14 protein-coding genes are annotated in these 23315 nt (G+C 63.7%); 3 read left to right on the top strand and 11 right to left on the bottom strand.

Annotated features, from left to right (window positions below):
- The first annotated feature begins 76 nt into the window (after positions 1 to 76).
- Positions 77 to 763 carry a YggS family pyridoxal phosphate-dependent enzyme gene (locus PPRO_RS16215; protein ID WP_011737067.1) on the top strand — a complete coding sequence of 229 codons (687 nt, stop codon included), beginning with the start codon at positions 77 to 79 and terminating at the stop codon, positions 761 to 763.
- Between the two features lie 130 nt (positions 764 to 893).
- On the opposite strand, the gene PPRO_RS16220 is transcribed toward PPRO_RS16215, so the two are convergent.
- Genes PPRO_RS16220 through PPRO_RS19785 form a run of 3 tightly spaced genes read right to left on the bottom strand, consistent with a single transcriptional unit; the run spans position 894 to position 4815 of the window.
- Entirely contained in the window at positions 894 to 2513 is a 1620-nt protein-coding gene (locus PPRO_RS16220; RefSeq protein ID WP_011737068.1) for a TIGR00341 family protein, read from the bottom strand.
- Positions 2510 to 4258: a mechanosensitive ion channel family protein gene (locus PPRO_RS16225; RefSeq protein ID WP_198138296.1), complete on the bottom strand. Its 1749-nt coding sequence runs from the start codon at positions 4256 to 4258 to the stop codon at positions 2510 to 2512. Before PPRO_RS16225 ends, PPRO_RS16220 begins: the two co-directional genes overlap by 4 nt.
- Positions 4259 to 4314: 56 nt before the next feature.
- Entirely contained in the window at positions 4315 to 4815 is a 501-nt protein-coding gene (locus PPRO_RS19785; RefSeq protein ID WP_083761294.1) for a cation:proton antiporter domain-containing protein, read from the bottom strand.
- 25 nt (positions 4816 to 4840) lie between these two features.
- Between PPRO_RS19785 and PPRO_RS19790 the strand changes: the two genes are divergently transcribed.
- Both PPRO_RS19790 and PPRO_RS16235 read left to right on the top strand, forming a co-directional pair.
- On the top strand, positions 4841 to 5053 hold the full coding sequence (locus tag PPRO_RS19790; protein ID WP_049759775.1) for a hypothetical protein: 213 nt from the start codon (positions 4841 to 4843) through the stop codon (positions 5051 to 5053).
- Between the two features lie 139 nt (positions 5054 to 5192).
- Positions 5193 to 5432 (top strand): hypothetical protein, encoded by a 240-nt coding sequence (locus tag PPRO_RS16235; protein WP_041532384.1) that lies wholly within the window; start codon positions 5193 to 5195, stop codon positions 5430 to 5432.
- 38 nt (positions 5433 to 5470) lie between these two features.
- Here PPRO_RS16235 and PPRO_RS19795 read toward each other — a convergent pair whose 3' ends face one another.
- From PPRO_RS19795 to PPRO_RS16275, 8 genes are all read right to left on the bottom strand, one after another.
- Positions 5471 to 6298, bottom strand: a complete 828-nt coding sequence (locus PPRO_RS19795; protein WP_157040045.1) for a GGDEF domain-containing protein — start codon at positions 6296 to 6298, stop codon at positions 5471 to 5473.
- Positions 6299 to 6386: 88 nt separating this feature from the next.
- The gene (locus PPRO_RS16245; RefSeq protein WP_011737072.1) at positions 6387 to 7142 is read right to left on the bottom strand and encodes a 4-hydroxy-tetrahydrodipicolinate reductase; all 756 of its coding nucleotides are present in this window, start codon (positions 7140 to 7142) and stop codon (positions 6387 to 6389) included.
- A 37-nt stretch (positions 7143 to 7179) separates the two neighbouring features.
- Entirely contained in the window at positions 7180 to 10530 is a 3351-nt protein-coding gene (gene treS / locus PPRO_RS16250; protein ID WP_041532921.1) for a maltose alpha-D-glucosyltransferase, read from the bottom strand.
- The gene (gene malQ / locus PPRO_RS16255) at positions 10520 to 12028 is read right to left on the bottom strand and encodes a 4-alpha-glucanotransferase (protein WP_011737074.1); all 1509 of its coding nucleotides are present in this window, start codon (positions 12026 to 12028) and stop codon (positions 10520 to 10522) included. The genes treS and malQ overlap by 11 nt, the downstream gene beginning before the upstream one ends.
- A gap of 36 nt (positions 12029 to 12064) precedes the next feature.
- A complete protein-coding gene (locus PPRO_RS16260; RefSeq protein ID WP_011737075.1) occupies positions 12065 to 16042 on the bottom strand; it encodes a translocation/assembly module TamB domain-containing protein in 3978 nt (1325 codons plus the stop codon).
- An 8-nt stretch (positions 16043 to 16050) separates the two neighbouring features.
- Positions 16051 to 17874, bottom strand: a complete 1824-nt coding sequence (locus PPRO_RS16265) for an autotransporter assembly complex protein TamA (protein WP_232286653.1) — start codon at positions 17872 to 17874, stop codon at positions 16051 to 16053.
- A gap of 2 nt (positions 17875 to 17876) precedes the next feature.
- Positions 17877 to 20864, bottom strand: coding sequence for a malto-oligosyltrehalose synthase (locus tag PPRO_RS16270; RefSeq protein WP_011737077.1), 2988 nt, complete (start codon positions 20862 to 20864; stop codon positions 17877 to 17879).
- Complete coding sequence (locus PPRO_RS16275) at positions 20861 to 23314, bottom strand: DUF3536 domain-containing protein (protein WP_011737078.1); 2454 nt, start codon at positions 23312 to 23314, stop codon at positions 20861 to 20863. The genes PPRO_RS16270 and PPRO_RS16275 overlap by 4 nt, the downstream gene beginning before the upstream one ends.
- Position 23315 lies beyond the last annotated feature (1 nt).

The raw sequence follows: 23315 nt of genomic DNA on the forward strand, positions 1-23315 counted from the left end.
CAATGCTTACCCTAAGTCCGTTGGCGCCTTCCGGACGGCAGGTATTCAGAGCAAAATGAGTCGAATGGAGTTTGTTATGTCCATAGCCGAACGACTGGCAGAGGTGAGGGAGGAGATCCGGACCGCGGCGCTGGCCGCCGGCCGCGATCCGGAAGGGGTACGGCTGGTGGCGGTGTCCAAGACCCGTCCCGCGGCCGATGTTATCGATGCTTTCCGGGCCGGGCAGATCATCTTCGGCGAGAACTACGTCCAGGAGTTGCGGGCCAAGGCGCCTGAGGTGAAGAAGTCGGTGGAGTGGCATTTCATCGGCCATTTGCAGAGCAACAAGGTCAGGCAGATCGCCGGCCTGGTGAGCATGATCCACTCCGTCGACCGCCTCTCCCTGGCCGAGGAGATCAGCCGCCAATGGGGTCGTCTCTCCCTGAGCTGCGACATACTGGTGCAGGTCAACATCAGCGGCGAGATCACCAAGTCGGGCACGACAGCCGAAAACGCCCTGCAGCTGGTGCGCGACATCGCGGTGCTGCCCAACCTGCGCATCAGGGGACTGATGACCATGCCCCCCTTCTTCGACGATCCCGAGGCCGCACGCCCCTTCTTCGCCGGCCTGCGCCAACTGGCCGAACTGATCGACAGCGAGGATATCCCGGGGGTGGAGATGAAAGAACTCTCCATGGGCATGTCGGGAGACTTCGAGGCCGCCATCGGTGAGGGCGCCACCCTGGTGCGGGTCGGAACCGCCATCTTCGGCGAGCGTCGGTAGTACAGAGGCGCAGCATTCAAAAAAACGGCAGGCGGGCGGTTACCAGACAGCAACGGACCAGCTTCCGAAGCGAATAACCGGACAGCCTTGCCAGCCGCGTCCTGCCTGAATCCCTTCCCGATCGGAACTCCTACCTCCTGAAGCGTACCCTGATCGTTTCCTCTTTTCCCGCCACAACCGTTATCCGTTCCGCCGCTATCCCCAGCTCCTCGACCAGGTGGCTTTTCAGGCGGGCGACCCGCCGTCTCGTCCTTGCCACGCTGTTCCGCGTATCAGGCGGAATCTCCAGCTGCACCCCATACTCAGGGAGGCGCGCGGCACTACGCCCCAACAGCGCCAGTGAGTCGCGGCTGGCCTTGTCCAGATCGTCTTTTTCGGTAAAGCCGGGCGGCGGCAGCAGCGGAAGCGTTTCAACCCTGAGATCGATATTCTCCTGGAGTTTTTTCTCCAGCGCCGTCCTGATCCAGCGCTGTTCCTGGGGTCCGGGCTGGTCGTCGCGGAGCATGCTGACCTGCACGCCGATGGGTCGTTCACCGTCGGAGAAGGTGATGGTGCAGCCGGCCACCCTGAAGGGGGCGATGTAGGTATCGACCTCCCGGCACCCCTCCCTCAGACGCGCCATGCTCTTCTCACGCAGGGTGGCCAGGGTCTCTGGCTGCGCGGCAACGGAGGAAACCGGCTGCCGCAGCGGGGAGGGAGGATCCACCGCGCCGGAACGGACGATGACCTGCTCCAGTTCCAGGACAACCGGCCTGCCGATGCGGACGGCAAGCTGCTCTTCGATCCTGGCGCGAACGGCACTGTCCAGATAGGCGACCGTATTGACCGACGCCAGCACGGTCAACTTCGCCCCGGAGCTGTCGATGGACACGCCGGTCAGGCGGGAGTGGTGCTGACGGTTGAGCTGGCTCTTCAGCACGTTCTCCGTGCGACGGGAGAGGTTCACCTTTCGGATGTCCGTGACAAGCGTAACAGCCAACGGTATGGACACAAACGCCAGCACGCCGCCCATGATCTGCAGACGGCGCCGGAGCGGGTAGGCGCTCTCGGCGGCCATGCTGCCCCGGAAGCGGTAGAAGTAGAAGACCGCGTCGGAGCTGATCACGATCGCCACCAGGTTGGTGAAGAAGAGCAGGAAACCACCCGCGGCGATACCCAACTGCCAGGTACCCAGACCGTAGCCGACCACGCTCAAGGGGGGGATGACCGCCGTGGCAACGGCCACGCCGGTGGTGGTGAAGAGGTAGTTCTTGCGGGTGCAGAGCGCCAGGGCTCCTGCGGTTCCGGCGAAGACCGCTATCAGCAGGTCGTAGACGTTGGGCCGGGTGCGGGCCAGGATCTCCTGGGTTACCCCCTTGAGGGGGGAGAGCAGGGTGAACAGCGCGGCCACCACCACCGTCAAGAGGATACTGGAGACGATGGTGCGCAGGGCCCGGCGAGAGAGGACCAGATCACCCATGGTGAAGGCCAGCCCTAGGGAGAAGATCGGTCCCATCAGCGGCGAGATCAGCATGGCGCCGATCACCACCGCCACGCTGTTGGTCAGAAGCCCCAAAAGCGCGATCAGGTTGGCAAGCAGGATGGAGGAGAGATACCCCTCGGTCATTGCCGAGCGATGCACCAATTCCGAGATCACCTCCCGGTGGTTGATGCTGCCCGTCTTTTTATCGATATAGCCCGACAGCTTCACCGACAGCCGCTGCCACACAAGCCTCGCGAACGCCGCCGCCTCTCCCCCCTGTCCGTTCACCCGCGCACCCCCTTTCCTTCCGTGGCCCGGGATTCCCCACCCCGTTCTCCAGCCACCCTTGTAACACGAAAAGAGGGCTCCCGGTAGTCCTTGGCCAGGTAGGCATCGGGGATGGTGGTCCGGTTGCCGTCGCGCAGCGTGGAGTAGTGCGGCGACATGATCTCGACCCCCGCCTCGTTGAAGGCGTCCTGGATGTTCTGGTGCAGTTCGGAATAGGTGCGCGCCATGACCGACGGCTTGTCGGTGTAGGCGTTGATCTCGTAGCTGACATAGAAGTCGTTGAGGGCGGTCTGAAGCACGAAGGGGGCCGGCAGTTCCAGTATGTTTCCGGTGGCTCGTGCGGCGGAGATCAGCAGTTCGTGGACTTGGCGCCAGGGGGCGTCGTAGCCGATGGTTATCGTGGTGTTGAGGATCAGGCCGTAGTTTTGGGATGACGAGCTGTAGTTGACGACATGGCTCCCCAGCACCATGGCGTTGGGGATGGTGATATCCACGTTCTTGATCGTGCGCACGCGGGTCACCAGCAGGTTCTTCTCCACCACGTCACCCATGGTGTCGGCGATCTTGACCCGGTCACCCAGCTTGAAGGCGCGCATGTAGGTCAGGATTACCCCTGCCACCACGTTGGCCACGGCCGATGTCGATCCCAGGGAGAAGAGCACCCCCAGAAAGACCGATACCCCCCTGAATGCCGGCGATCCGGAACCGGGCAGGTAGGGGAAGGCCACCACGGCCGCGAAGGCCAGGATCAAAAAGCGGGTTATCTTGAAGCTGGGATCGGCCCACTCCGGGAAAAAACCGGGGATGCTGATGGTCTGCTTCTCGATCTCGGAAAATATGAAGCGGGTGAGCCGGATAGTGTAGTGGGCGATAGCCAGGATGACCAGCAGGAAGAAGATGTTGGGCAGGTAGGAGACGGCAGCGTGAAACAGCTTCTCCAGGGGGGTCAGAATGTAGTCGAAGAGCTTCGAGGCCATACCCCGTGTCCAGGGGAAGAAGCTCAGCACCAGGGGGATGTAGAGGTAGAACAGCCCCAGCAGGAGCAGCAGCCGGATGCTACGCAGGATCGAGGTGATCAGCGCGACTATCCGCTCTTCATTAAGCACCTCGATGGACTGGATGCGTATGGAGCGGATGTAGCTGCCGCGCCAGGAGTGGATGTTGGCGATCAGGCGGGGAAAGAAGCGGCGGATCAGGGAGAGGGTGGCAATCAGCACCAGGGTGGACAGCAGCGTGTACAGCGCGCCGAACAGCAGGCTGCGGGTACTGTACTCCCGGTTGCGTGCCTCCATCGCGGCGCGGATCTTCCCGGCGAACTCCCGGGCCAGCTGGGGACGCGGCTTCCCCTCGGCCAGGGCATCGGCCTCGCTGACGCTCATGATAATCAGGTCGTCTGAAACGATATCGCTGGTGATGTCGTTGTCAACGACCTTCAGGGAATCCAGGTGGAACAGGGGGTTTTTGACCAGCCTGAGCAGCCGTATCGATATGGTTTTGGCCCGTTCCTCCGGCAGCAGGGAGAGGACTTTGGTCTTGATGGGGAACAGCGGCTTGCCGTCAAGCTCGACCTGGGCCTCGGGAACGGGCACCGGAACGGCCTGGATCGCTGGCGACTCCTTATCGACGGTTTTTTTCTGTGCCGGTGCGGCGATTGCAGTTGTCACGGTGACGAGCAGAATCATGCATGCGGTGGAGAAGAGCATGACAAGCTGCTTCAGCCTCGGCCTTCCGGTGATGCTATTCATATCCGGACTCCTCTGTGCCCCTGTTTTGAGCGGCAGCTGCCGGCTCAGCCTCATGTTCAGTCTCCGTACGACTCTCCCGGTATATCGGGATAGATGCGGTTCACCAGGCTCCCCAGGGTCATCCCCTGCAGGATGATGGAAAAGACCCCGATCACCAGCCCCAGCAGCGCTCCTCCCAGGGCCTCCTTGGCAAAGAGCAGCGCCACCTTGGCGGCGGCAACCTCCCCTCCTCCCAGGGCCAGCTCCAGGATGATCAGGAAGACCACCACGCCGATGCCGTCGTTGAAGAGCGATTCCCCGGCGATCTTGGTCTCCAGACTCTTGGGAACCCCGGCAGTCTTGAGGATACCGATCACCGCCACCGGATCGGTGGGGGAGATCAGCGCCCCGAACAGCAGGCAGTAGATGAACGAGGCGGGAATCTGGAGCAGGGAGAGCCCCCCCCAGGTGAGTCCCCCCACGATGAAGGTGGAGGCGACTACCCCAACTGTGGCCAGCGCGGTAATGGCCCACTTCTGGCTGCGCAGGTCCTTCCCGTTTGATGTGCATGGAGCCAGCGAAGAGTAGGAAGGAGAGCATGCCGTGCAGCAGGGCCTGGTTGAAGTCGATGGTCTCGAGGACCCGGGAGAGCTCCGACAGACCCTGCTCGATCCCCAGCCTACCCAGGACGATGGCCCCCAAGGAGAACAGCAGGGAGACGAACATGACCCCGATGGTGGTCGGCATGCGCAGCACGCGGTGGTTGATGAACCCGAACAGTACCGTCAGCACCATCAGTACGGTAATGATTTCTAATATATTCACTGGTTGATCACTCTCTCTTCTGAGCCGTCTGTTGGTTCGTCATACGCACATCGAATACAGGAGTTTCTACCAGATGGAATGTGTTTGATGCAAGAGACACCATGCCGCCACTTGCATCTAGGTGGTTCACGTGTACGAACGGGAGGAGGATATCCCGCCGGAGCTGGCCCAGCATCTGAAGACCATCGACCGAATGTATCCCACGATGAAGATCAACTTCGTGGCGGTCAAAGGGGGGCTTCGGCCCCGAGCTGATCGAGCGGCTCTCCCGGCGTCTGGGGGTTCCCAAGAACTACATGTTCATCGGCACCCCGGCGACCGTTTCCCCCACGAGATCGAGGCTCTGGGTGGGGTGCGCCTGATCCTCTGAGTCGGGAAGGCGTCTCCGCCCGGAGTGCCCGGCTGCGTTCAGTCGATCACCATGAACTCCGCCCCGTTCCTTCCCTTTTCCCGGGCTGCGTCCAGCATGGTGGCGGCCCGGTCCAGAAGCGCGTCGTAGGTCTCGACCCCCTTCTCGCAGCTGACCACGCCGATGCTGGCGGTAACCTGCCAGCCGGAGCGGCTGGTCATCATGTCCAGCGCCATGAGCAGTTTCTCGATTGCGCAGCGTGCCTGCTGTCCGCTCGTTTCCGGAAAGAGCACCGTGAACTCGTCGCCACCGATGCGGCCGGCGATGTCGGTCTTCCGTATGCACTGGACGATGGCTTCGCCGGTGTCCTGCAGCAGCCTGTCCCCGCGGGAGGTGCCCCGGGTCTCGTTGATCTGCTGGAATTCGTCCAGGTCGATCAGGGCCAGTGAAAAGTGGTGGCCGTAGCGTCGGGAGCGCTCCATCTCCTCTTCCACCCGCTCCCGGAAGGCTGTCCCGTTGAGCAGGCCGGTCAGGCGATCGGTGCCGCTTTTGTGGGACTCCCGTTCCAAGGCACTTTTCAGCCGTGACTGCGACGATGCGGCTGAGGCGATCAGCAGGAAGATGGCCAGGCGGCTGAAGGCGTTCCAGGAGAATATGAGGTTCCCCTCCCCCGGAGGCTGCTGGAGCCTGTTGGCCACCAACCAACTGGCGGTCGCGGCCATCGCAACGATTATCCCCCCCACCCTGCCGCAGTACCAGCCGGACAGCAGCACGGCGGCGGCATAGAGCAGCAGCATGGATACGTGCCCGTCGGCAAGAAAATCGCCGCAGCCAGCCGCCCCGACCAGAACCAGGGAGATGCCAAACAGGAAACGACGCGTTATCACGATCAGGTCCTCCTCCACGCTGTCCCGCGCCCCCCCTGTGCGGGGACGCGGGAATCGCCGGCTGCGGAACCGGGGCGGAACGAAGAATCTAGCCGCCCAGGTTGAAATAGGGGATCATCAGGTCTTCCATGCCGTACAGGCCAGCCTCCTGCTCGATGACGTGCCGTGCCGCGAAGAGCACGCCGTTGCCGAAAGCCTCACGGGTGATGGATTCATGCTTGAGGCGCACGGTCTGGTAAGGGAATCCAAACAGTATCTCATGGATGCCGATGATCCCGCCGGCCCGGATGGTCTTGATCGCCCCCTCCGGCAGACCAAGGGCCAAGGCGATCTTTCTGGCAGTCCCCGAGACCTCCGGTTTCCCCTTGAAATGCTCCTCGACGATCTCAATGTCCGTGTAGGGAGCGATGTTCTTCAGGACCTTGGCCGCGATCATCAGGAAGTTGATCCCGATGGTGATGTTGGGTGACCAGACCACCCTGGTCTCCTCGGCCAGATACTTCAGATACTCCCGTTTCTCGGGTGAGTACTCAGAGATGGCGCTGACCACGGCTATCTTCCGTCCGCGCGCCTCTTCACCGTAGTAGTCGACCCCCTGTTCCGAGGAGAAGTCGATGATCACATCCACCGGAAGCCGGTCCAGGAGCTGCTGCGCCGTATACTCCTCGAAGGAGTAGATCATCCCCGGATCCCTGGCGTTGATGCCCAAAAATTCTGGGACCGACCTGTGCTCCAGGTTGTGCGACCTCCGCACGACCCACTGGAGCTTCACCTCGTCACTCTGCAGCAGGACCGATGCCACAGCCTTGCCCGTCTTGCCAAATCCCATCAGACCAACTTTCATATATCGCTCATTCTCCTTTCGAACTTTTCCTTCAAAATCAAGCTTTACATGGAGTGCGGCACTCCCGCAGCAGCATCTCCATCCCCCGCAGGATCAGATCGATCCCGCCCGTGCGGTTGTACAGCTCCCGCCCCAGATCATGCACCACCTTCTGAATCAGAAAGCAGCTCAAGAGAATGGTCAGCTCCTCCCTGTCGGCGGGCAGCAGGGGGGAGTTCTTCATGGCCTGCAGATAGCCCTTCAGGTAGGCACCGCCCACGTAGACCGACCACGCGTCCAGCCAGGGTTCCAGCAGGGCGGCATCGTCGGGGTTGCTGGCCACATGGTGGGTCAGCATGCTCATGGCGGCGAAATGGAATGAGTGGATCATCCCGGCCACATCCCGCAAGGGGGAGCGTTTCAGCCGCCGCTCGCTCAGGGAATGGAACGGCTCCCCCTCGAAATCGATGAAGGCAAAATCCTTGCCGGTGAACAGCGCCTGGCCCAGGTGGAAGTCACCGTGAATCCGGCTCTTCATGGTGGAAAAGCGCCGCAGGGTTATAGTGCGCAGACAGGCGATCAGCTCTTCCTCGCTGCCCAGGACCCGCTCGGCCCGCGCTTGAACCTGCGGCGGAAGCGACTGCAGGCTTTGCGTCAACAGCAGGAAATTTCGGCGCAAAAGGCCGCGCATGGCCTGGAACAGAGAGCGCTGATAGAGGGTGGAGAAGGGTTCCATGCTCCACTCATCATCCCCTGAAGTGCCTGCCAGAGCCAGGTGCATCTCCGCGGTGCGGCGGCCGAGCAGCACCGCCATCTCCAGGTGCAGTCCGCGCACCAGGTCCCGGTACTGCTCCGGAATGCCACCGTCCGCCACCTCCAGGAGCGAGGGGAGCTGGGCCGGCAGCTTTGGCAGATCGTGGCGATGGGACAGCAGGTGCTCCATGAACTGGGACAGGCTGGTCAGGGTGTTGCGCCAGCCATCGCCATGGCAGGCGATATAGGTCTGCAGAATGCCCAGGTCATAGGTTTTTCCCCCCTCGGTGCGGTACTCGATCATGCCGGCATAAAGCGGCACGTTGCGGAACTTCTTCCTCCCCGCCAGATGGCGCAGGATTTCCGGCTCGGGGTTGTTGCCCGACTCCAGCTTGCGATACATCTTGAACAGCAGCCGGTCGCCGTAGAGGATGCTGGTGTTGCTCTGTTCCACCGAGGCCACCCTGCTGGGAAACAGCTCCGTCCTGCAGGGGTTGTTCCTGGTCAGGCAGCCGCCGCGCAGTCCGCTCAGCAGGGAACCGCTGGCGCCGTGCAGCGTCGCGCGGGAGCTCATCAGGCCGAGCAGCAGTTGGCGGAATTCCTCGAAATAGACGGCATCGCACAGCACCCCCTCCACATCTCCCAGCATGAGCGGGCAGATAACGAGAAGCGGATGGCGGTCGGTTAAAGACTGCACCCGTTCGTGGGAGAGCCAGGTCAGGGGAATCTGGTAAACCTCGGGCACCCCCTCGGTGTAGCTGACCTGGACAAAGGCCAGCAGAAACAGCTCGTCGTCCTGTTTGAGCTGGCAGGTATCGATCACGCTGATCTGGCTGATCACCCGTCCCTTGCCGAAGAACCAGCAGACCCGCTGCAGGTAGCGGGGGATGATCGCAGTGCAGAACCGCTCCCCGGCCTTGCCCTTGAGCACGTCCCACCAGGGGCGCCCCTCGCGCAGGCGGAGCCTCTGAACCTCTTCGCCGGTTTCGCCCCGGGGTTCGGCGCCACGCAGCACGAACCAGAAATGATCGTGGGGACCGGCGGTGAAGTGGTAGCGGGTCTCCTGGATCACGGGGAAGCGGTTGCGGCTGAACAGCTCTTCGGGGACCATGCCCGCATGACGCGACAGGTCCACTGAAACAGTCTGGGAGAAGCGCGACAGGTTGATCACCACCAGGATCTTCTCATCCTCGTAACAGCGGGTGAAGGTCAGCATCTTGGGGTTGTCCGAGGCCAGCATCTCCAGGCTGCCGCAGCCGAAGGCCTTGTAGCGCTTGCGCATGGCGATGGTGCGGCGCATCCACCAGAGCAGGGAGGTGGGGTTGCGCTCCTGGTTCTCCACGTTTATGGACTCGAAGTTGTATTCCGGCTCGATGATCACCGGCAGGTAGAGCTGCTGGGGGCTGGCAATGGAGAATCCGGCGTTTCTGTCCGGGTTCCACTGCATGGGGGTGCGCACGCCGTTGCGGTCGCCCAGGAAGTAGTTGTCGCCCATGCCCAGCTCATCGCCGTAATAGATAATGGGGGTGCCGGGCAGGGAGAAGAGCAGGATGTTCATCAGCTCGATCTTGCGGCGGTTGTTGCCCATGAGCGGCGCCAGGCGGCGACGGATGCCCAGGTTGATGCGCGCCCGCGGGTCCGAGGCATACACCCGGTACATGTAGTCCCGTTCCTCGTCGGTCACCATCTCCAGGGTCAGCTCGTCGTGGTTGCGCAGGAAGATGGCCCACTGACAGCCTTCGGGGATGGCCGGGGTCTGGTCCAGGATGTCCATGATGGGAAAGCGGTCCTCCATCTCGATGGCCATGAACATGCGCGGCATGAGCGGAAAATGGAAGGCCATGTTGCTCTCGTCCCCGGCGCCGAAATAGGCGGCGGCATCCTCCGGCCACTGGTTGGCCTCGGAGAGCAGCATGCGGTTTTTGAAGCAGTCATCCAGATGGGCGCGCAGCTTCTTCAGGAAGGCGTGGGTCTGGGGGAGGTTCTCGCAGTTGGTCCCCTCCCGCTCGAACAGGTAGGGGACCGCGTCCAGCCTGACCCCGTCAACCCCCAGCCGCATCCAGAAGTCGATCACCTTGAGCATCTCCGCCTGCACCCGGGGGTTGTCGAAGTTCAGGTCAGGCTGGTGGGAGTAGAAACGGTGCCAGTAATAGGCCTTGGCCAGGGGGTCCCAGGTCCAGTTGGAGGCCTCGAAGTCCTGGAAGATGATCCGCGCCTCGGCGTACTTCTCCGGGGTGTCGCTCCAGACGTAGAAGTCGCGGTGGGCCGATCCCGGGGGGGCGCGGCGGGCGCGCTGGAACCAGGGGTGCTGGTCCGAGGTGTGGTTGAGCACCAGCTCGGTGATCACCCTGAGGCCGCGGGCGTGGGCCGCGCGCAGAAGCTGCTTGAACTCCCGCAGGCTGTTGTAGCTGGGATTGACGGTGTAGTAGTCGGAAATGTCGTAGCCGTCATCCCGCAAGGGGGATGGATAGAAGGGGAGCAGCCAGATGGCCGTGACCCCCAGCTGCTGCAGGTAGTCCAGCCTGGAGATCAGGCCACGGAAATCTCCCATGCCGTCGGCATCGGAATCGGCGAAGGCCTTGATGTGCAGCTGATAGATAATGGCATCCCGGTACCAGAAGGGGTTGTCCTCGAGCAGCGCGTCCTCATGTCCCATGATCGTTTCCTCCATGCCGTCCCCTGCCGTAGCGTTCCAGCCGGCTGCGCAGCGAGGCCGCCAGCCCCTCCGGAATCATCTCCCAGGTGAAGCGCCACTCCCAGTTGCCCCAGGGGGTGCCGGGAATGTTCATACGTGCCCCGCTGTCCAGACCGAGGATATCCTGCAGCGGCAGGATGGCGGTGTTGGCCACGGACATGAGCGCGGCGCGCATCAGGTCGCCGGGGCAGTCGTCCCCGGCCGTGCCCAGGTAGGCGGCCATCTCCTCCAGCTCCGCGGCCGAGCGGGATTCGCACCACCCTCTGGTGGTGTCGTTGTCATGCGTGCCGGTAAACACCACGCCATGGGGGACGTGGTTGTGGGGCAGGTCCCGGTCGTCCAGGTCGGCGTCGAAGGCGAACTGCAGGATCTTCATGCCAGGGAAGCGGTAGCGGTCCCTGAGCGTCAGCACCTCCGGCGTGATCACCCCCAAATCTTCGGCAATGACCGGAAGCTCCCCCAGCACGTCCCGCAGGCGGTCGAACAACAACTCCCCCGGCCCTTTGACCCAGCGTCCCCCACGGGCCGTGGTGGCGCCGGCCGGCACCTGCCAGGCAGCCTCGAATCCGCGGAAGTGGTCCACCCGGACGATGTCGAAGAGCTCCAGGCTGGCCCGGAAGCGCCGGATCCACCACTCGTATCCGTCCCGCTCCATGGCCTCCCAGTCGTAGAGCGGATTGCCCCACAACTGTCCGGTGGCGCTGAAGTAGTCGGGGGGAACACCGGCCACCACCGTCGGATCGCCCTCTCGGTCCAGCAGGAACAGCCCGCGCTCGCCCCACACATCGGCCGAATCGTAGGCCACGAAGATGGGGATGTCGCCAATGATGGCTATTCCCCGCCTGTTGGCGTAACGGCGCAGTTCCTGCCACTGCCGCGCACACTGCCACTGCAGATAGCTCTGAAGCTGCATGTCGTGGCGGAGCCATTCCCCCTGCTGGCGGCGCGCCCGGGGGGTGATGCGGGCGAGCCCCTCGGGCCAGTGATTCCATACCTTGCCCTGAAAGCGGTGCTTGAGCGCCATGAAGAGGGCATAATCCTCCAGCCAGGGAGTATTGGCGCAAAACTCCCGGAATTCCGCCGTGCGACCCGCGTCCCCCCGGGCCAGGAAGGCCTCCCCCGCCCGCCGCAGCAGTTCCGTCTTGCGCAGGATAACGGCGCCAAAATCCACATACCCCTCGGGATACCCCTCCCCCTGGTCGGCGGAGCCCAGATCCCCCTCCTCCGCCACCCGTTCCAGGTCGATCAGCAGCGGGTTGCCGGCAAAGGCGCTAAAGGCGGAATAGGGGGAATTGCCGCAGGCAGGGGGGGTGAGCGGCAGAACCTGCCAGTAGGACATGCCCATGTCGCACAAAAGGTCCACGAAACGCCGGCCATGCACCCCCAGCGAGCCGATCCCGCCGGGGCCGGGCAGGGAGGTCGGATGCAGCAGGACCCCGCACCCTCGTCTGTTGAGCATATGAGACTCCTTTATCCAGTTCACCGCAGCAGGCCGTCACCTGAACTCCAGCTTGTAGTAGAGATCGACGCTGCTCTCGTTGCCAGCCTGGGTCTCGATCTGCCAGTTCCTGAAGATATCGTACCGTAACCTGACCAGATTGCTTCCGGTGAACAATGATCTGCCGTAACTGATGTAGAGCTTTGGCGTCAGATACTTGCCCACACTGAGGGCCGTATCGGCGACGCTCCCCTGCTGCGTGCTTGCCACGCTTCCGGGAGGGGTCACCTGCAGCGGCTTGTAGCCCATGGTGCCACTTACCCCCCCGCCATCCTGAACCTCCAGGCTGCTCAGCCCCAGCTGGTCCCTGATGCGATAGAACAGGACCGACGCCTGGCTGGAGCCGAGCAGGGCGCCGGCAGCCTTGGCCATCAGGTTGGTTTGGCTGCCGTTACCGCTCATGGGGTGGCCGAGCACCACATAGGCCAGGATGTCCGAGTCCTGCATGGCCGGCTCGGAGTAGAGCCTGGTGACCGGCCTCTGCAGGGTTCCCGCGACCGTCACGCCGGCCCGCACGTCACCGATGGTGCGCAGGGCCAGAAAATCCAGGGTCGGTCGATGGATGGGGCCGCCGGTGAAGAACAGGCGGCCGCGGACAATATCCAGGTTCACGCCGTAGGTGCTGAATTTCCCCTTGACCACCCTGATTTCGCCGCTGCTGGTAATCTTGTCCAGCCCGTTCATGGCCAGATCCATGCTGCCACCCAAGCTGGCGTCGATTCCGGAGGCCTTGACCCTGACCCGTTCCCCCAGCAGCACCCGCACCCGGGCGTCAAGGATGGGGGGCGATTCCGTGGCTGCCGGCGCGATGTTCCCCTCCCTGATCACGTCGCTGCTGGGCGAAACGAGGGTGCGGGAGGAGGCGCCGTTGATGCGCATCTCGGGTATGCGCAGCTCTCCGCGCACGGTGAGCCGCTGGGGAGTCCCCTCGAAACTCAGGTCCGGCGACCCCAACATGTGCAGCTCGGGGAAGCTGACCGCCTGGAAATTCTCGCCCCGTATGGTCCCCTTCAGGCCGCTCACCCGCCAGTCGGCCAGGGTGATGCGCGCCGTGGCACTGATCTGGCCCGGACCCGATACGGCTCGCAGGGAATCGATCAGGATCAGGTCCCGTTCAAGCCGGGCACTGAGCTGGACATCTTTCAGATGAATGCCCGCGCTGGGCAGAGAGGCCCCGGCCCGGGCAAGGTTCAGCCTCCCCTCCAGCTGGGGCGCGTCCCAGCTGCCGCCGATGCGGCAGTGGGCATCCAGCTCCCCGCTGGTCTCCCGGAGCACTCCCGGAAACAGTGCGGCCAGCATCCCCTTCTCCTGGAACCGTCCGTCCAGCGAGACACTCAGGGGGGCGCGGGGATTGGGAGCCACCGGCAGGCGCGCCGCGACCGGCAGCCGGAAATCCGCCCGGAGCTGGCCGTACTGCTCCATGGCCAGGGAGAGCTCGCCGGAGAGCGCCTCCCCGTGCCAGGCCCAGCTAAGCTCCGCCGTCCTGAAGATCAGCTTCATCTCGCCATCTGGAGTGGCCCGCCGGACGCTCCCACCGGAAAGCTGGGCGCTGCCGTTCAGTTGGAAGCGTTGCCCCGCCAGGGTTGCTCCGTCCATCCGCCCGCTGAGGCGCCCCTCGACAACGGTGCCGCTGGGGAGCCAGGCCTTGAGCGGCCCCAGGTCGATTCCCTCCAGCTCCGCAGCCAGCGTTCCCCGTTCCGGCAGGGCCAGAGTAAGGGGAGCGGACGAGGAAAAATTGGCCCGCAGGCTCCCGCCGGTCGCCGTGGCCAGCTCCATATCCAGCCGCAATCCCCGGTCGCCGCCGTTTACGGTCAGCAAGCCGCGGGAAAAGGTCATACTCCTCCCCCCGGTGGTGACGGTCCCGCTGGCAAGGACGTTCCCCGCAAGGGAAAGCCGCTTAGCGGGCAGAAACCCCAGGCGCAGCGCGCCGTTGCTGTTTCCCGTTATGCGGCCATCCTTCAGGAACGGATTGAACCTGCCCAGGTTCAGACCGGCCCACTGCGCCTGCAGCTCACCAACCAGGGGATTCGGGGCCAGATCAACGGAAATCTGGAGATATTCAGCCGTGCCTGCGCTGAGTCTCAGGGGGGAGAGGAAGAACCTCCCGGAGCCGACGCTAAACCTCGCCGGTGCGCTCAGCGCCCAGGGGCCAGCAGCGTCCCGGCCGGCCAGCCGGCTGATGGTCCCCCGCCATCGGGCATCACCGAACCCGGCGACCAGGGTCAGCCTTGCCTCGCCGCCGCCAGAGCGCAGGGTAGCGTTCAAGTCGTGGCGGGAGAGGGTGCCGTCCGCCCTGAGCGTGACGCTGTTCAGCCTGATAGTTTCGCGGCTCAGCTCCTTGAGCGCTGCCTCCAGATGCAGGGGATAGCCCGCCCCGCGCCCCAGTCGGGCGTTCAGGCTGGCCGTGGCCACACGCATCCCGGCCCAGGCCAGCTCATTACCCGTTCCGGTGATGGCGCCGCTGACCCGGCCGTTGTTCAGGGCCAGCCATCCGCCGGCCACGAGCCTCCCCTCGGTGCCCGGTATCAACCGGGAAAGTTCGCTGATGCGGGCACTGAGGTCGATTTTCCGGCTCAGCTTCCCCCGGGCATGCAGGTCAAAGCCGTTACCCGACAGCAGCAGTCGGCCAAGGGTGACCTCGCTGCCGTCGAGAGCGGCCCGCAGCTCGCCGGTCAGTGCCTGGCCGTGCAGGCGGCTCTTCAGCAGAGAGGCGCTGACCCGCCCGGCAGGCCGGCCGCTCTCGGGCCAGGCCATGGCGCCCGTCAGCGCCACATTCAGCACCCCTTTCCAGCCCGGATCGATGCGGGCGGGGTTGAGATTTCTGGCGCTGAGCTCCCCGTTCAGGGCAAAGCCGTCGCGCCACTGCATGTCCAGCCTTCCCCCTAGGGATCCATCCAGGATTGCGGCCTTCAACGGCGCCAGCCGCAGAGTGTGCCGCGTGCCCCGGCAGGTTGCGGAGAGCCTAGCCGTCCGCCACCCCATCCCCTGGTTGGCAAGGATGAGGTCCCCCTGATAGCTGTCCAGGGTTCCCCTCAGGCGGAGGGTTCCCGACAGGTTGGTCGCCAGATGCAGCTCAGGGGCCAAGTCGAGCCCCGCGAGCGCCATGCGCAGCGACAGGAACGGTTGCGGAGCATTCAGGGCCAGGGAGCCATCGACGGTCAGCGTGCCCCTCCTGCCCGGCCTCTCCAGGCGGACCCGGCGCAGGTTGAAGCCGGTGCGCGTCATGCCCAGCTCTCCCGTCAGCCCGACCCTCCCCGCCCTGGCCGTGCCGCCCGTCAGGCTGACCGTCCCGGCAAGCTGCTCCCCCTCCCCCCTGCGCCCCGTTCCCACCCGCAACAGGAAGCGGTTCATCTCCCCTACCGGACGCGCCAGGGTGGCGGTCAGCTCAGCCCTGAGCGACGGATGGCCGAAACCGGCCGAGACGCTCCCCCCCACCCGTCCCACGGGCAACACCAACGAGAGAGCATCCAGGGTAAGCTGTTCGTCCCGCCAGGCCAGGGAGCAGACGGCGGAGTCCAGTCGCAGCGGCTGTTCCCGCAGCCGGCGATAGACAAGATCCGTCACCCGCAGCCGGGAGATGACGACATCCAGCAGGCGGCCCCACTCGGGTATGCGCGGCCAAACCAGATCCAGCGGTTTGTCGTCAGGAGGGGCATCGTCCTGGATGCGCACCCCCTCCAGGTTCAGCTCCTGCACGGCAATGGTGCCTGCCAGGAGCAGCTCCGGCTTCCAGCGCAGCTCAAGCCTCTCCACCTCCAGCAGCTGCCGCCCCACTGACAACCGCACCCGCTCCAGCAGCAGACGGCCGCGAAGCCTCCCCGAGACGTTCCCGGCCGAGAATGCGCCATCGCTCAGGGCGCCCATGGTGTTGATCAGCCAGTAGGCGCCCCGGGGCGTGGAGACGACCCAGGCGGCGCCGGCCACAACGGCAACGGCCAGGGCGCAGGTAAGGAGAGCCAGGGAGAGCCGTGCCATCAGCCGCCTCACAGCTCGAACCCCACGGTAAAATGAACGTGCAGCGACGAAGATCGGCCGTTGAGCGGGCGGGCCAGGGAGAGATTCAGGGCGCCAACGGGGGAGTAGTAGTGCAGGCCGAACCCCGCCCCCTGATACAGCTTGAGTGAGCCGAGCGAGTCGAAGGCGTTACCGGCATCGAAGAAGACGGACAGGCCCCAGCTCTGGAAGAGTGCCCGCTCCAACTCCACACTGCCAACCAGCATCTGCCTGCCCCCCACCACATCTCCCGAACTGTCACGGGGGCCCAGGGATTTGTAGGAGTAGCCGCGCACGCTCCGGTCTCCGCCGGCAAAGAAGCGCAGTGAAGGGGGAATGGCACGCATGTGGTCGCTCAGCAGGGTTGTCCCCCCATCGGCCCGCGTACGCAGGGAAAAGCGCCCGGGGAGCGCCAGGACATGACTCCCCCCGACCAGGAACTGGACAAGCTCCGTGTCCGAGCCCAGCAGGCGGTGCGTCCCGCGCAGCTCAAGTCCGTAGCGGTATCCCCGTCGGGGGCGCAGCGGGTTGTCGTAACGGTCAACGGACAGGCGCAGTCCCGGCAGCAGGAGGCGTGCGCTGTCATCCTGGTCGCCCACCTCATAATCCTCGTACTGCCCCCTGATATAGGCCGTGCCCAGTATCCCCCTGCCGAAGCCATGGGTGCGGGCCAGCTCCATGGCCAGTATCCTGCTGAAATAACTGTCCGTATCTTCCTGCTGCACGTTCAGTTGCAGCGTCGTGGCGCTCCTGATGTCCCGCGGGCTGGGCCGGACATAGCCGATCACCAGCCCCTGGAGCCGCTCGGCCAGGTACAGCTGGGAGTTCAGTTCATGCCCCAGGTGGAACAGGTTCAGGTCGCGGTAGCGGAGGGTGAAGCGGCCGCCGGTATCGGTGCCGTAGCCGACGCCCGGCCGCAGGGTGATGCGGGGGGCTTCCTTCAGCTGCACGACGATCGGCACCCGCTGCGTTGCCCTGTCGGCTGTGCCGGCCGTGACCAGCACATCCCGGAAGCGCTCCGAGTTGGTGAAGTTGCGCTGGGTCTCGCCCAGCCGGGAGTGTGAGAATACCTCGCCGGCGCCATAGTTCAGGTGGCGTCGCAGGAAGCCGTCCGGATAGTCGGGCGCCCCCTGGATGCTCGTCTCGCCGAAAGCATACTTCCCGCCCGTATCCAGAGCCAGATGAATGACGGCGCTGGTGGCGCTTTCTTCGATGCGTATCTCGTGCCGCCCGTAGGCCGCGTCCAGGTAGCCCAGCTCCTGGGCCCGGGAGAGGAGCGCGGCCTTGGCCTCTTCGTATTTCTGATGCAGCAGCACATCCCCCTTCTTCAGGGGAAAGGTATCCACCAGGCGCCGCAGGCGGCGTTCCCCGCCGCCGGGGCCGGTCACGCTCACCCGCACCTCGCTCAGGCGCACCGCTTCGCCCGGCACGACCCTGACCAGCAGGCGAAGCGTATCCTGCGACTCCTCCAGGGAAACGGTAACCCGGGCGTTATAGTAGCCGAACGGCTCAAGGGCGGTTTTGGCCCTGTCAACCGCCTGTCGTGCGAAACGTTCCAGCCAGAGACGGTCAACCGAGTCCCCAGCGGCAAGCTCATCAGGCAGGGCCAGCCACTGGCGCACATTTTCCCGGGCCTCACCCTCGATACCGCTCACAACGACCTCCACCGCCGGGGAGGCGAAGAGGGGGGGGGCGAGGAAGAGGCCGAGCAACGCAACGCGAAAAGCCTGCGTGACACAGCGCCGCGCCAGGGGGATGAATCTCGAAACCAGGGAGACGAGCGAACGGATCAGGGTTGAAACGGCAGGGTTCAAGATCAAGCGCCACCTCGATCCAGCAGGGCCACGGGGTACGCGGCGAGGAGTTCCCCCAGGGCAAGGCTCAGTCCCTGTTCCCCCTGGGCCGGCGTGAGGAATTCAGAAGTAAAGATGTTGCGGTAACGGAGCAACGCGCTCTCGCGGGGGAGCATGACCCGGGTGTCACGCCACAGTTCCATCCCCAGTGGAAGGGCTCCGCCGGCGCCGGTCAGGCGGCTGCAGAAGCGCGGCACGACCACCAGGGCCGAAACGCCGTTGAACGAACGCAGGAATGCGCAGACATGCTCCTGGAGGCACCCCTCCACCGTCAGGGGCTGGTAGCGCCCCGATTCGAACAGGGCGCGATTGTCGCGGCGGAAGGCCAGCGCTGTGCGAATCAGATGCAACTTGACGCGTCCGTCCCGGCGGCAGGCCAGCAGGTGGCGGGCGGTCTCCAGCGGGCCGTGTTCAGCCTCCCTGCGCAGCAGGTCGTCCAGCGCCGCCCTTCTCAGGCTGAAATCCACCGGACGGCGGTTGTCGGGATCCACCAGGCTGAAGTCCCACAGCTCGCTTCCCTGGTAAAAGTCGGGGATGCCGGGCGAGCAGATCTTGAGCAGGGTCTGGGAGAGGGAGTTGAAGATGCCGCAGGCGGCGGTCAGGGTCTGGAAAGAGGAAAAATCGCGCAGGAAGGCGTTGTGGCTAGAATCGTCCAGGATCAGGTCGATGAAGCGCAGCACCGCATCCTCGTGAGGCAAATTGGGGCTGATCCAGCTGGTATGGACCTTGGCCTCGCGCATGGCCTTGAGCATGTACTCCCTGATGCGCAGGCGGAAACTCCGGAAATCGTCATCCCCGTTCCCGCACAAGGGCCAGGTCCCCACCAGGGTCTGGTAAAGCAGGTACTCCTCATTGCGGCTGGGCGCCGGTTTCCCGTCCACGATGATCTTGTGCCGGCGGTTCTGACGGCTCCAGCGGGTGAGCCCCTCCCGCCACAGGTCGGGAATCTCCGAGAGCACGTTGATGCGGGCGCGCACGTCTTCGCTGCGCTTGGTGTCGTGGGTCGAGGTGGCCAGCATGGACAGGGGACGCTGCTTGCTGCGCTTCAGGTTCAGGCCGTGGAAGGCCTCCAGGGTGGTGCCGAACCGCTCCGGGCTGCCCCCCACCTCGTTCAGGGAGACCAGCCGGTTGTAGAGGTAAAAGGCGGTGTCCTCCACCCCCTTGGCCATGACCGGACCGGTGATCTGCTGGAAGCGCAGCACGAAATCCAGCCAGGCCTGGCGCTGTTCAGCGTCCAGAGTTTCGGGGAAGCGCAGCAGCAGCATGTCCCTGACAAAATCGAATACCGAGTCGCTGATGGCCGGGTTCTTGCGCTTTGCCCGGCCGACGGCCGATTCGATGTACTGGCGGTCCCGCTCCATAACATCCAAATCGTTGATGTAGGTGCGGTACACCGGAAAGAAGGCGATCACCTCGACGATGGCCTTGATCAGGCTGTTGAGGGTGAAATCCCGGGTATGCCGGTTCTGCTCCGACAGCCTGTTCAGGTAGTGGCCCAGGGTGTTGATCTCGCTGGACATGGACACCTGCATAACCAGCTTCTTTTTCTCGTACACCGCATCGCGGAAGTCTATGCGGTGCTGCAGGAAGCGTGTATACAGTGTCTCGAAGACCTTGGCATTGGAGGTTTCCACGAACAGGCCGTTGACCTGATTGGCGAACTCGTAGCCGGTGGTGCTGAAAACCTGCCAGCTGTCCGGCAGGCTCTCCCCCTTGAGCAGGATCTTCTCACCCACGATGTAAAAGGGGGGGTGGAGTGGATCCTGAGCCATGACGCGTTCATAGGCCTCATGCACGTCGGCTTCCGCATCCCGGTCCCCTTCCCCCGCGGATTCGGTCTCTTCGCGGGGGAAGCGATACAGGCGCGCGAAACAGGCCGACTGGAGCCTGCGGAAATACTCCTCCGGATCCCGCAGACCGTCGGCGTGATCAACGCGCAGGCCGCTGACGTTGCCCGACGCCACCAGCTCGAAGATCAGCCGGTGGGTCTCGGCAAAGACCCGCGGATCCTCCATCCTGATGGCGCCCAGGGAGTTGATATCGAAGAACCGGCGATAGTTGATCTCCTCCGTGGCAACGCGCCAGTGGGAGATACGGTAGACCTGCTCTCGCAACAGTGCGTCCAACAGGTCATAGCTGCGCGGATTGCCCCTGGTTCCATTGAACAGCGTCAGATTGCGCTGGACAAACTCCCTGATCGCGTCGCTGTTCTGGTACAGGCTCCACAGGCGGCGCTTGACGACCTCCTTCTCCCGGTAGCGCTCAACGATACGCTCGGGAACCTGCTCGTTAACCGGTGGCAGATGGCCGAGGGAGGTGATGATACTCAGAAGCTCCTGAAACTGGGGGGCGGCGGTTCCCAGTTCCTCCTCCAGGGCGTCAATCCCCAGGGTCAGCATATGACTGTAGGTCTTGGGGATGACGGGAAGCCTGTGGTCGTAGTAGGAGACGAAGAAGGAGCCCTCGTCGAAGCAGAGGCACAGTTCCCCGTTTTCCAGCACCGTGCCGTACTGGTCGCCCAGGATCGGGATCAGGATCTTGTTTTCCAGCTCCTGCTTGACCGGGTGCCAGTCGATGTCGAAAAAGTCCGCAAAGGGGGAACTGGGGCCGTTTTCCAGCACATCCATCCAGTAGGCGTTGCCCTGCCCCTCGATGCACATGTGGTTGGGCACGATATCCAGTATCTGCCCCATGTCCCGGCGCTTCAGCTCATCGACCATCTCGCCGTACTCTTCGGGAGAGCCGATCTCCGGATTGAGGCAGTTGTGGTCATGTATGTCGTAGCCGTGCGGGCTGCCCGGATAGGCCTTAAAGTAGGGCGAGGCGTAGATGTCGCTGATACCCAGTTCGTGCAGGTAGGGAACGATCTCCCGCGCATCGTTGAAGTGGAAAGCAGCGTTGAACTGCAGCCGGTAGGTCACCAGCGGTATCCTCAGCCCCGTGCCCTTCACGAATCTCCCTCCTTCGCTGCCAGCAGTTCCGGAACATTGAAATACAACAGCCTGCCAAGGTTGTGGATCGCACTGCGCCAGGAACCGCGATTATCCTCTCCGCCATCAGCAGCTCTGAGCTCACCCGCATTCGAGCGCAGCATGGCGGCAAACAGGTTCTGTGTCTGCCACAGGTTTACCTTGAGCGGCAGAGCCGTAATAGCTTCCACCAGCTGCAGCACCACCGTCATGAGAGACGCATCTTCCGGTTTCTCCAGGAGCGCCAGCATGGCCCCTTCCAGCCTGCGGCGGATTATGAATTCCAGTCTCACGTCATCCACGGCCACGCGCCATTCACCGACCGCTCTGACCACCTCCCTGAGATGCTCCATATGAATGATGTCCGCGGTGAATATCTTCTGCAACTCCTGGTTGAGGGCCGTCTCTGCGGTCGTCATAAAGCAGCGCGGCACCGGCATGCCGGTTTCCCTCAGGACGCTCATCAGTCTGCGGTTGTTTTCGAAGAGGGTGAAAAACCTGTCCTCGAACTCCTGAAGCGTACCGGCGATGATCAGGTTCAGGATGTGGCGCTGTTCATCCCGGAACAGATCCCTGAGGGAGTAGGTGTGCATGCCGAAATGGATATCCAACAGTCTGATGATGGCGGCAAAATCGGCGCAGTCGAAGGCACCGACAACCTCCTTTTTCATGGCCTGGTAGGCATCTTTCCCCAGGAAGGAGCGCACGCCGCAGTTCAGGGCGTGACCGCCAAAGGAGAGAGTGCAGAAGCTGACCCTGTCAGAGGAACGGGTAATGGAGGAGCGAATGAACACCTTTCCCAGCGCCAACTTCATGGGGCCGGACGACAGAACCAGCAGTTCCTCCCGCAGGATGCGGTAACTGAAGATCTCGGTCACCTCACCGTACTCTTCGAAGACAGAGCTGACGGCGTAATGGGCGCCGACCCGGATCAGATCGACCCGGGCCGGTTCCACGCAGCGGGCGTAAATATCGGCCCCGGTCCCCCATTCCGCCAGATTGCTGGCGGCCAGGGCCAATCGCTCCAGAAAGGCACCCTTGATGGACTGGCAGTGCTGCATTTCAGCAAGTTGCACGGCCCGTCCGGCATACTGGAGAATCTGAACCGTCTCCAGCCCCGACAGTTCGTCAAAGAACCATCCGCAGCTGGTATACATGAGGAGGGAGTGGCGCTGCATCTCCAGAAGCCGGAGCAGCACCACCGTATCCCCCTCGCACAGTGGACACCGGGAATGCCTGTTCAGGAAGGCGGCCACGTTGTCCTCGGAGCGGTCCAGCATGACCCGGATGTAGTCGTCGCGCGCCCCCCACGGGTCCCGCAGGTAGCCGGAAGCTTCCCGCTCAAAGCAGAGCGCCAGTTCCCCCCTGAGCCAGTCCAGAGCATCCCGCAGGGGGCGGCGCCATCGCTGGTTCCAGCCGTGGTTTCCGCCAGAATTGCAGCCACAGTCGTTCCTCCAACGCTCGATACCATGCTCGCAGCTCCAGGAGCCGTTCTCGACAATCCGCACTTCGTGGGTGGGGGGATGAAGTTCCAAATACTCGCCGTAGTTGGTCAAACGGGCCAGCCCGTTCAGTTCGATCTGGTCCAAGGCACGCCCCAGCGCCATTTCGCCGAACTGGTGGTGATGGCCGTAGGTCTCGCCATCGGTGGCGATGTGCACCAGCTGGGGATGACTACGGTAAGCCGAAAATCCGGACATCAAACGGGTAGCGAACTGCTCTCCGCTGTCGAGCAGTTTTTCAAAAGCCACCGCCTGTGAAATGGGGCCGTCGTAGAAGAAGAGCACGATGGAACGGCCGGAGGGAAGCCGGCAGAGATAGGGGCGCGAAGGGTCGATGCGTGAGCCGCCCACATCCTTCCACCTTTCGGCGCCTATTCTCCTGACCCGCGCGGCTTGGCGGGGGGCCAGGATGGTGAAGAGGATCCCCTCCTCGACCAGCACCTCCAGGGTTTCCGTGTCCGCGGCGGTCTCCGCCAGCCACATCCCTTCGGGAAGGCGCCGGAAACGATGCCGGAAATCCTCGATCCCCCAGCGCACCTGGGTCCGCTTGTCGGCCAGGGGGGCCAGGGGCATGATGACGTGGTTGTACACCTGGGCCAGGGCGGCGCCATGGCCGGAACGCCAGCTGATGCTCTGCTGGTCCGCCGCCAAGATCGCCCGGTAGGTTTCGGGAGCGAAACGTTCCATCCAGGAGAGAAGGGTCGGGCCGAAATTGAAGCTGATTCGGGCATAGTTGCTGACGATGCCCATGATGTTCCCCTCGCCATCCAGATTCCGTGCGGCTGTGTTGGGTGCATAGCACTCGGCGGTGATGCGCTCGTTCCAGTCATGGTAGGGATAGGCTGAATCCTGAATCTCGACTACCTCAAGCCAGGGGTTTTCCCGTGGGGGCTGGTAGAAATGGCCATGGATGCAGACGAAACGTTCCACT

It is taken from the genome of Pelobacter propionicus DSM 2379 (assembly GCF_000015045.1).
Lineage (GTDB): Bacteria > Desulfobacterota > Desulfuromonadia > Geobacterales > Pseudopelobacteraceae > Pseudopelobacter > Pseudopelobacter propionicus.

Coding starts and splice junctions, on each gene's coding strand:
- malQ (WP_011737074.1), bottom strand. CDS start 12,028: ATGCTCAACAGACGAGGGTGCGGGGTCCTGCTGCATCCGACCTCCCTG.
- PPRO_RS16245 (WP_011737072.1), bottom strand. CDS start 7,142: ATGAAAGTTGGTCTGATGGGATTTGGCAAGACGGGCAAGGCTGTGGCA.
- treS (WP_041532921.1), bottom strand. CDS start 10,530: ATGGGACATGAGGACGCGCTGCTCGAGGACAACCCCTTCTGGTACCGG.
- PPRO_RS16260 (WP_011737075.1), bottom strand. CDS start 16,042: ATGGCACGGCTCTCCCTGGCTCTCCTTACCTGCGCCCTGGCCGTTGCC.
- PPRO_RS16215 (WP_011737067.1), top strand. CDS start 77: ATGTCCATAGCCGAACGACTGGCAGAGGTGAGGGAGGAGATCCGGACC.
- PPRO_RS16225 (WP_198138296.1), bottom strand. CDS start 4,258: ATGAATAGCATCACCGGAAGGCCGAGGCTGAAGCAGCTTGTCATGCTC.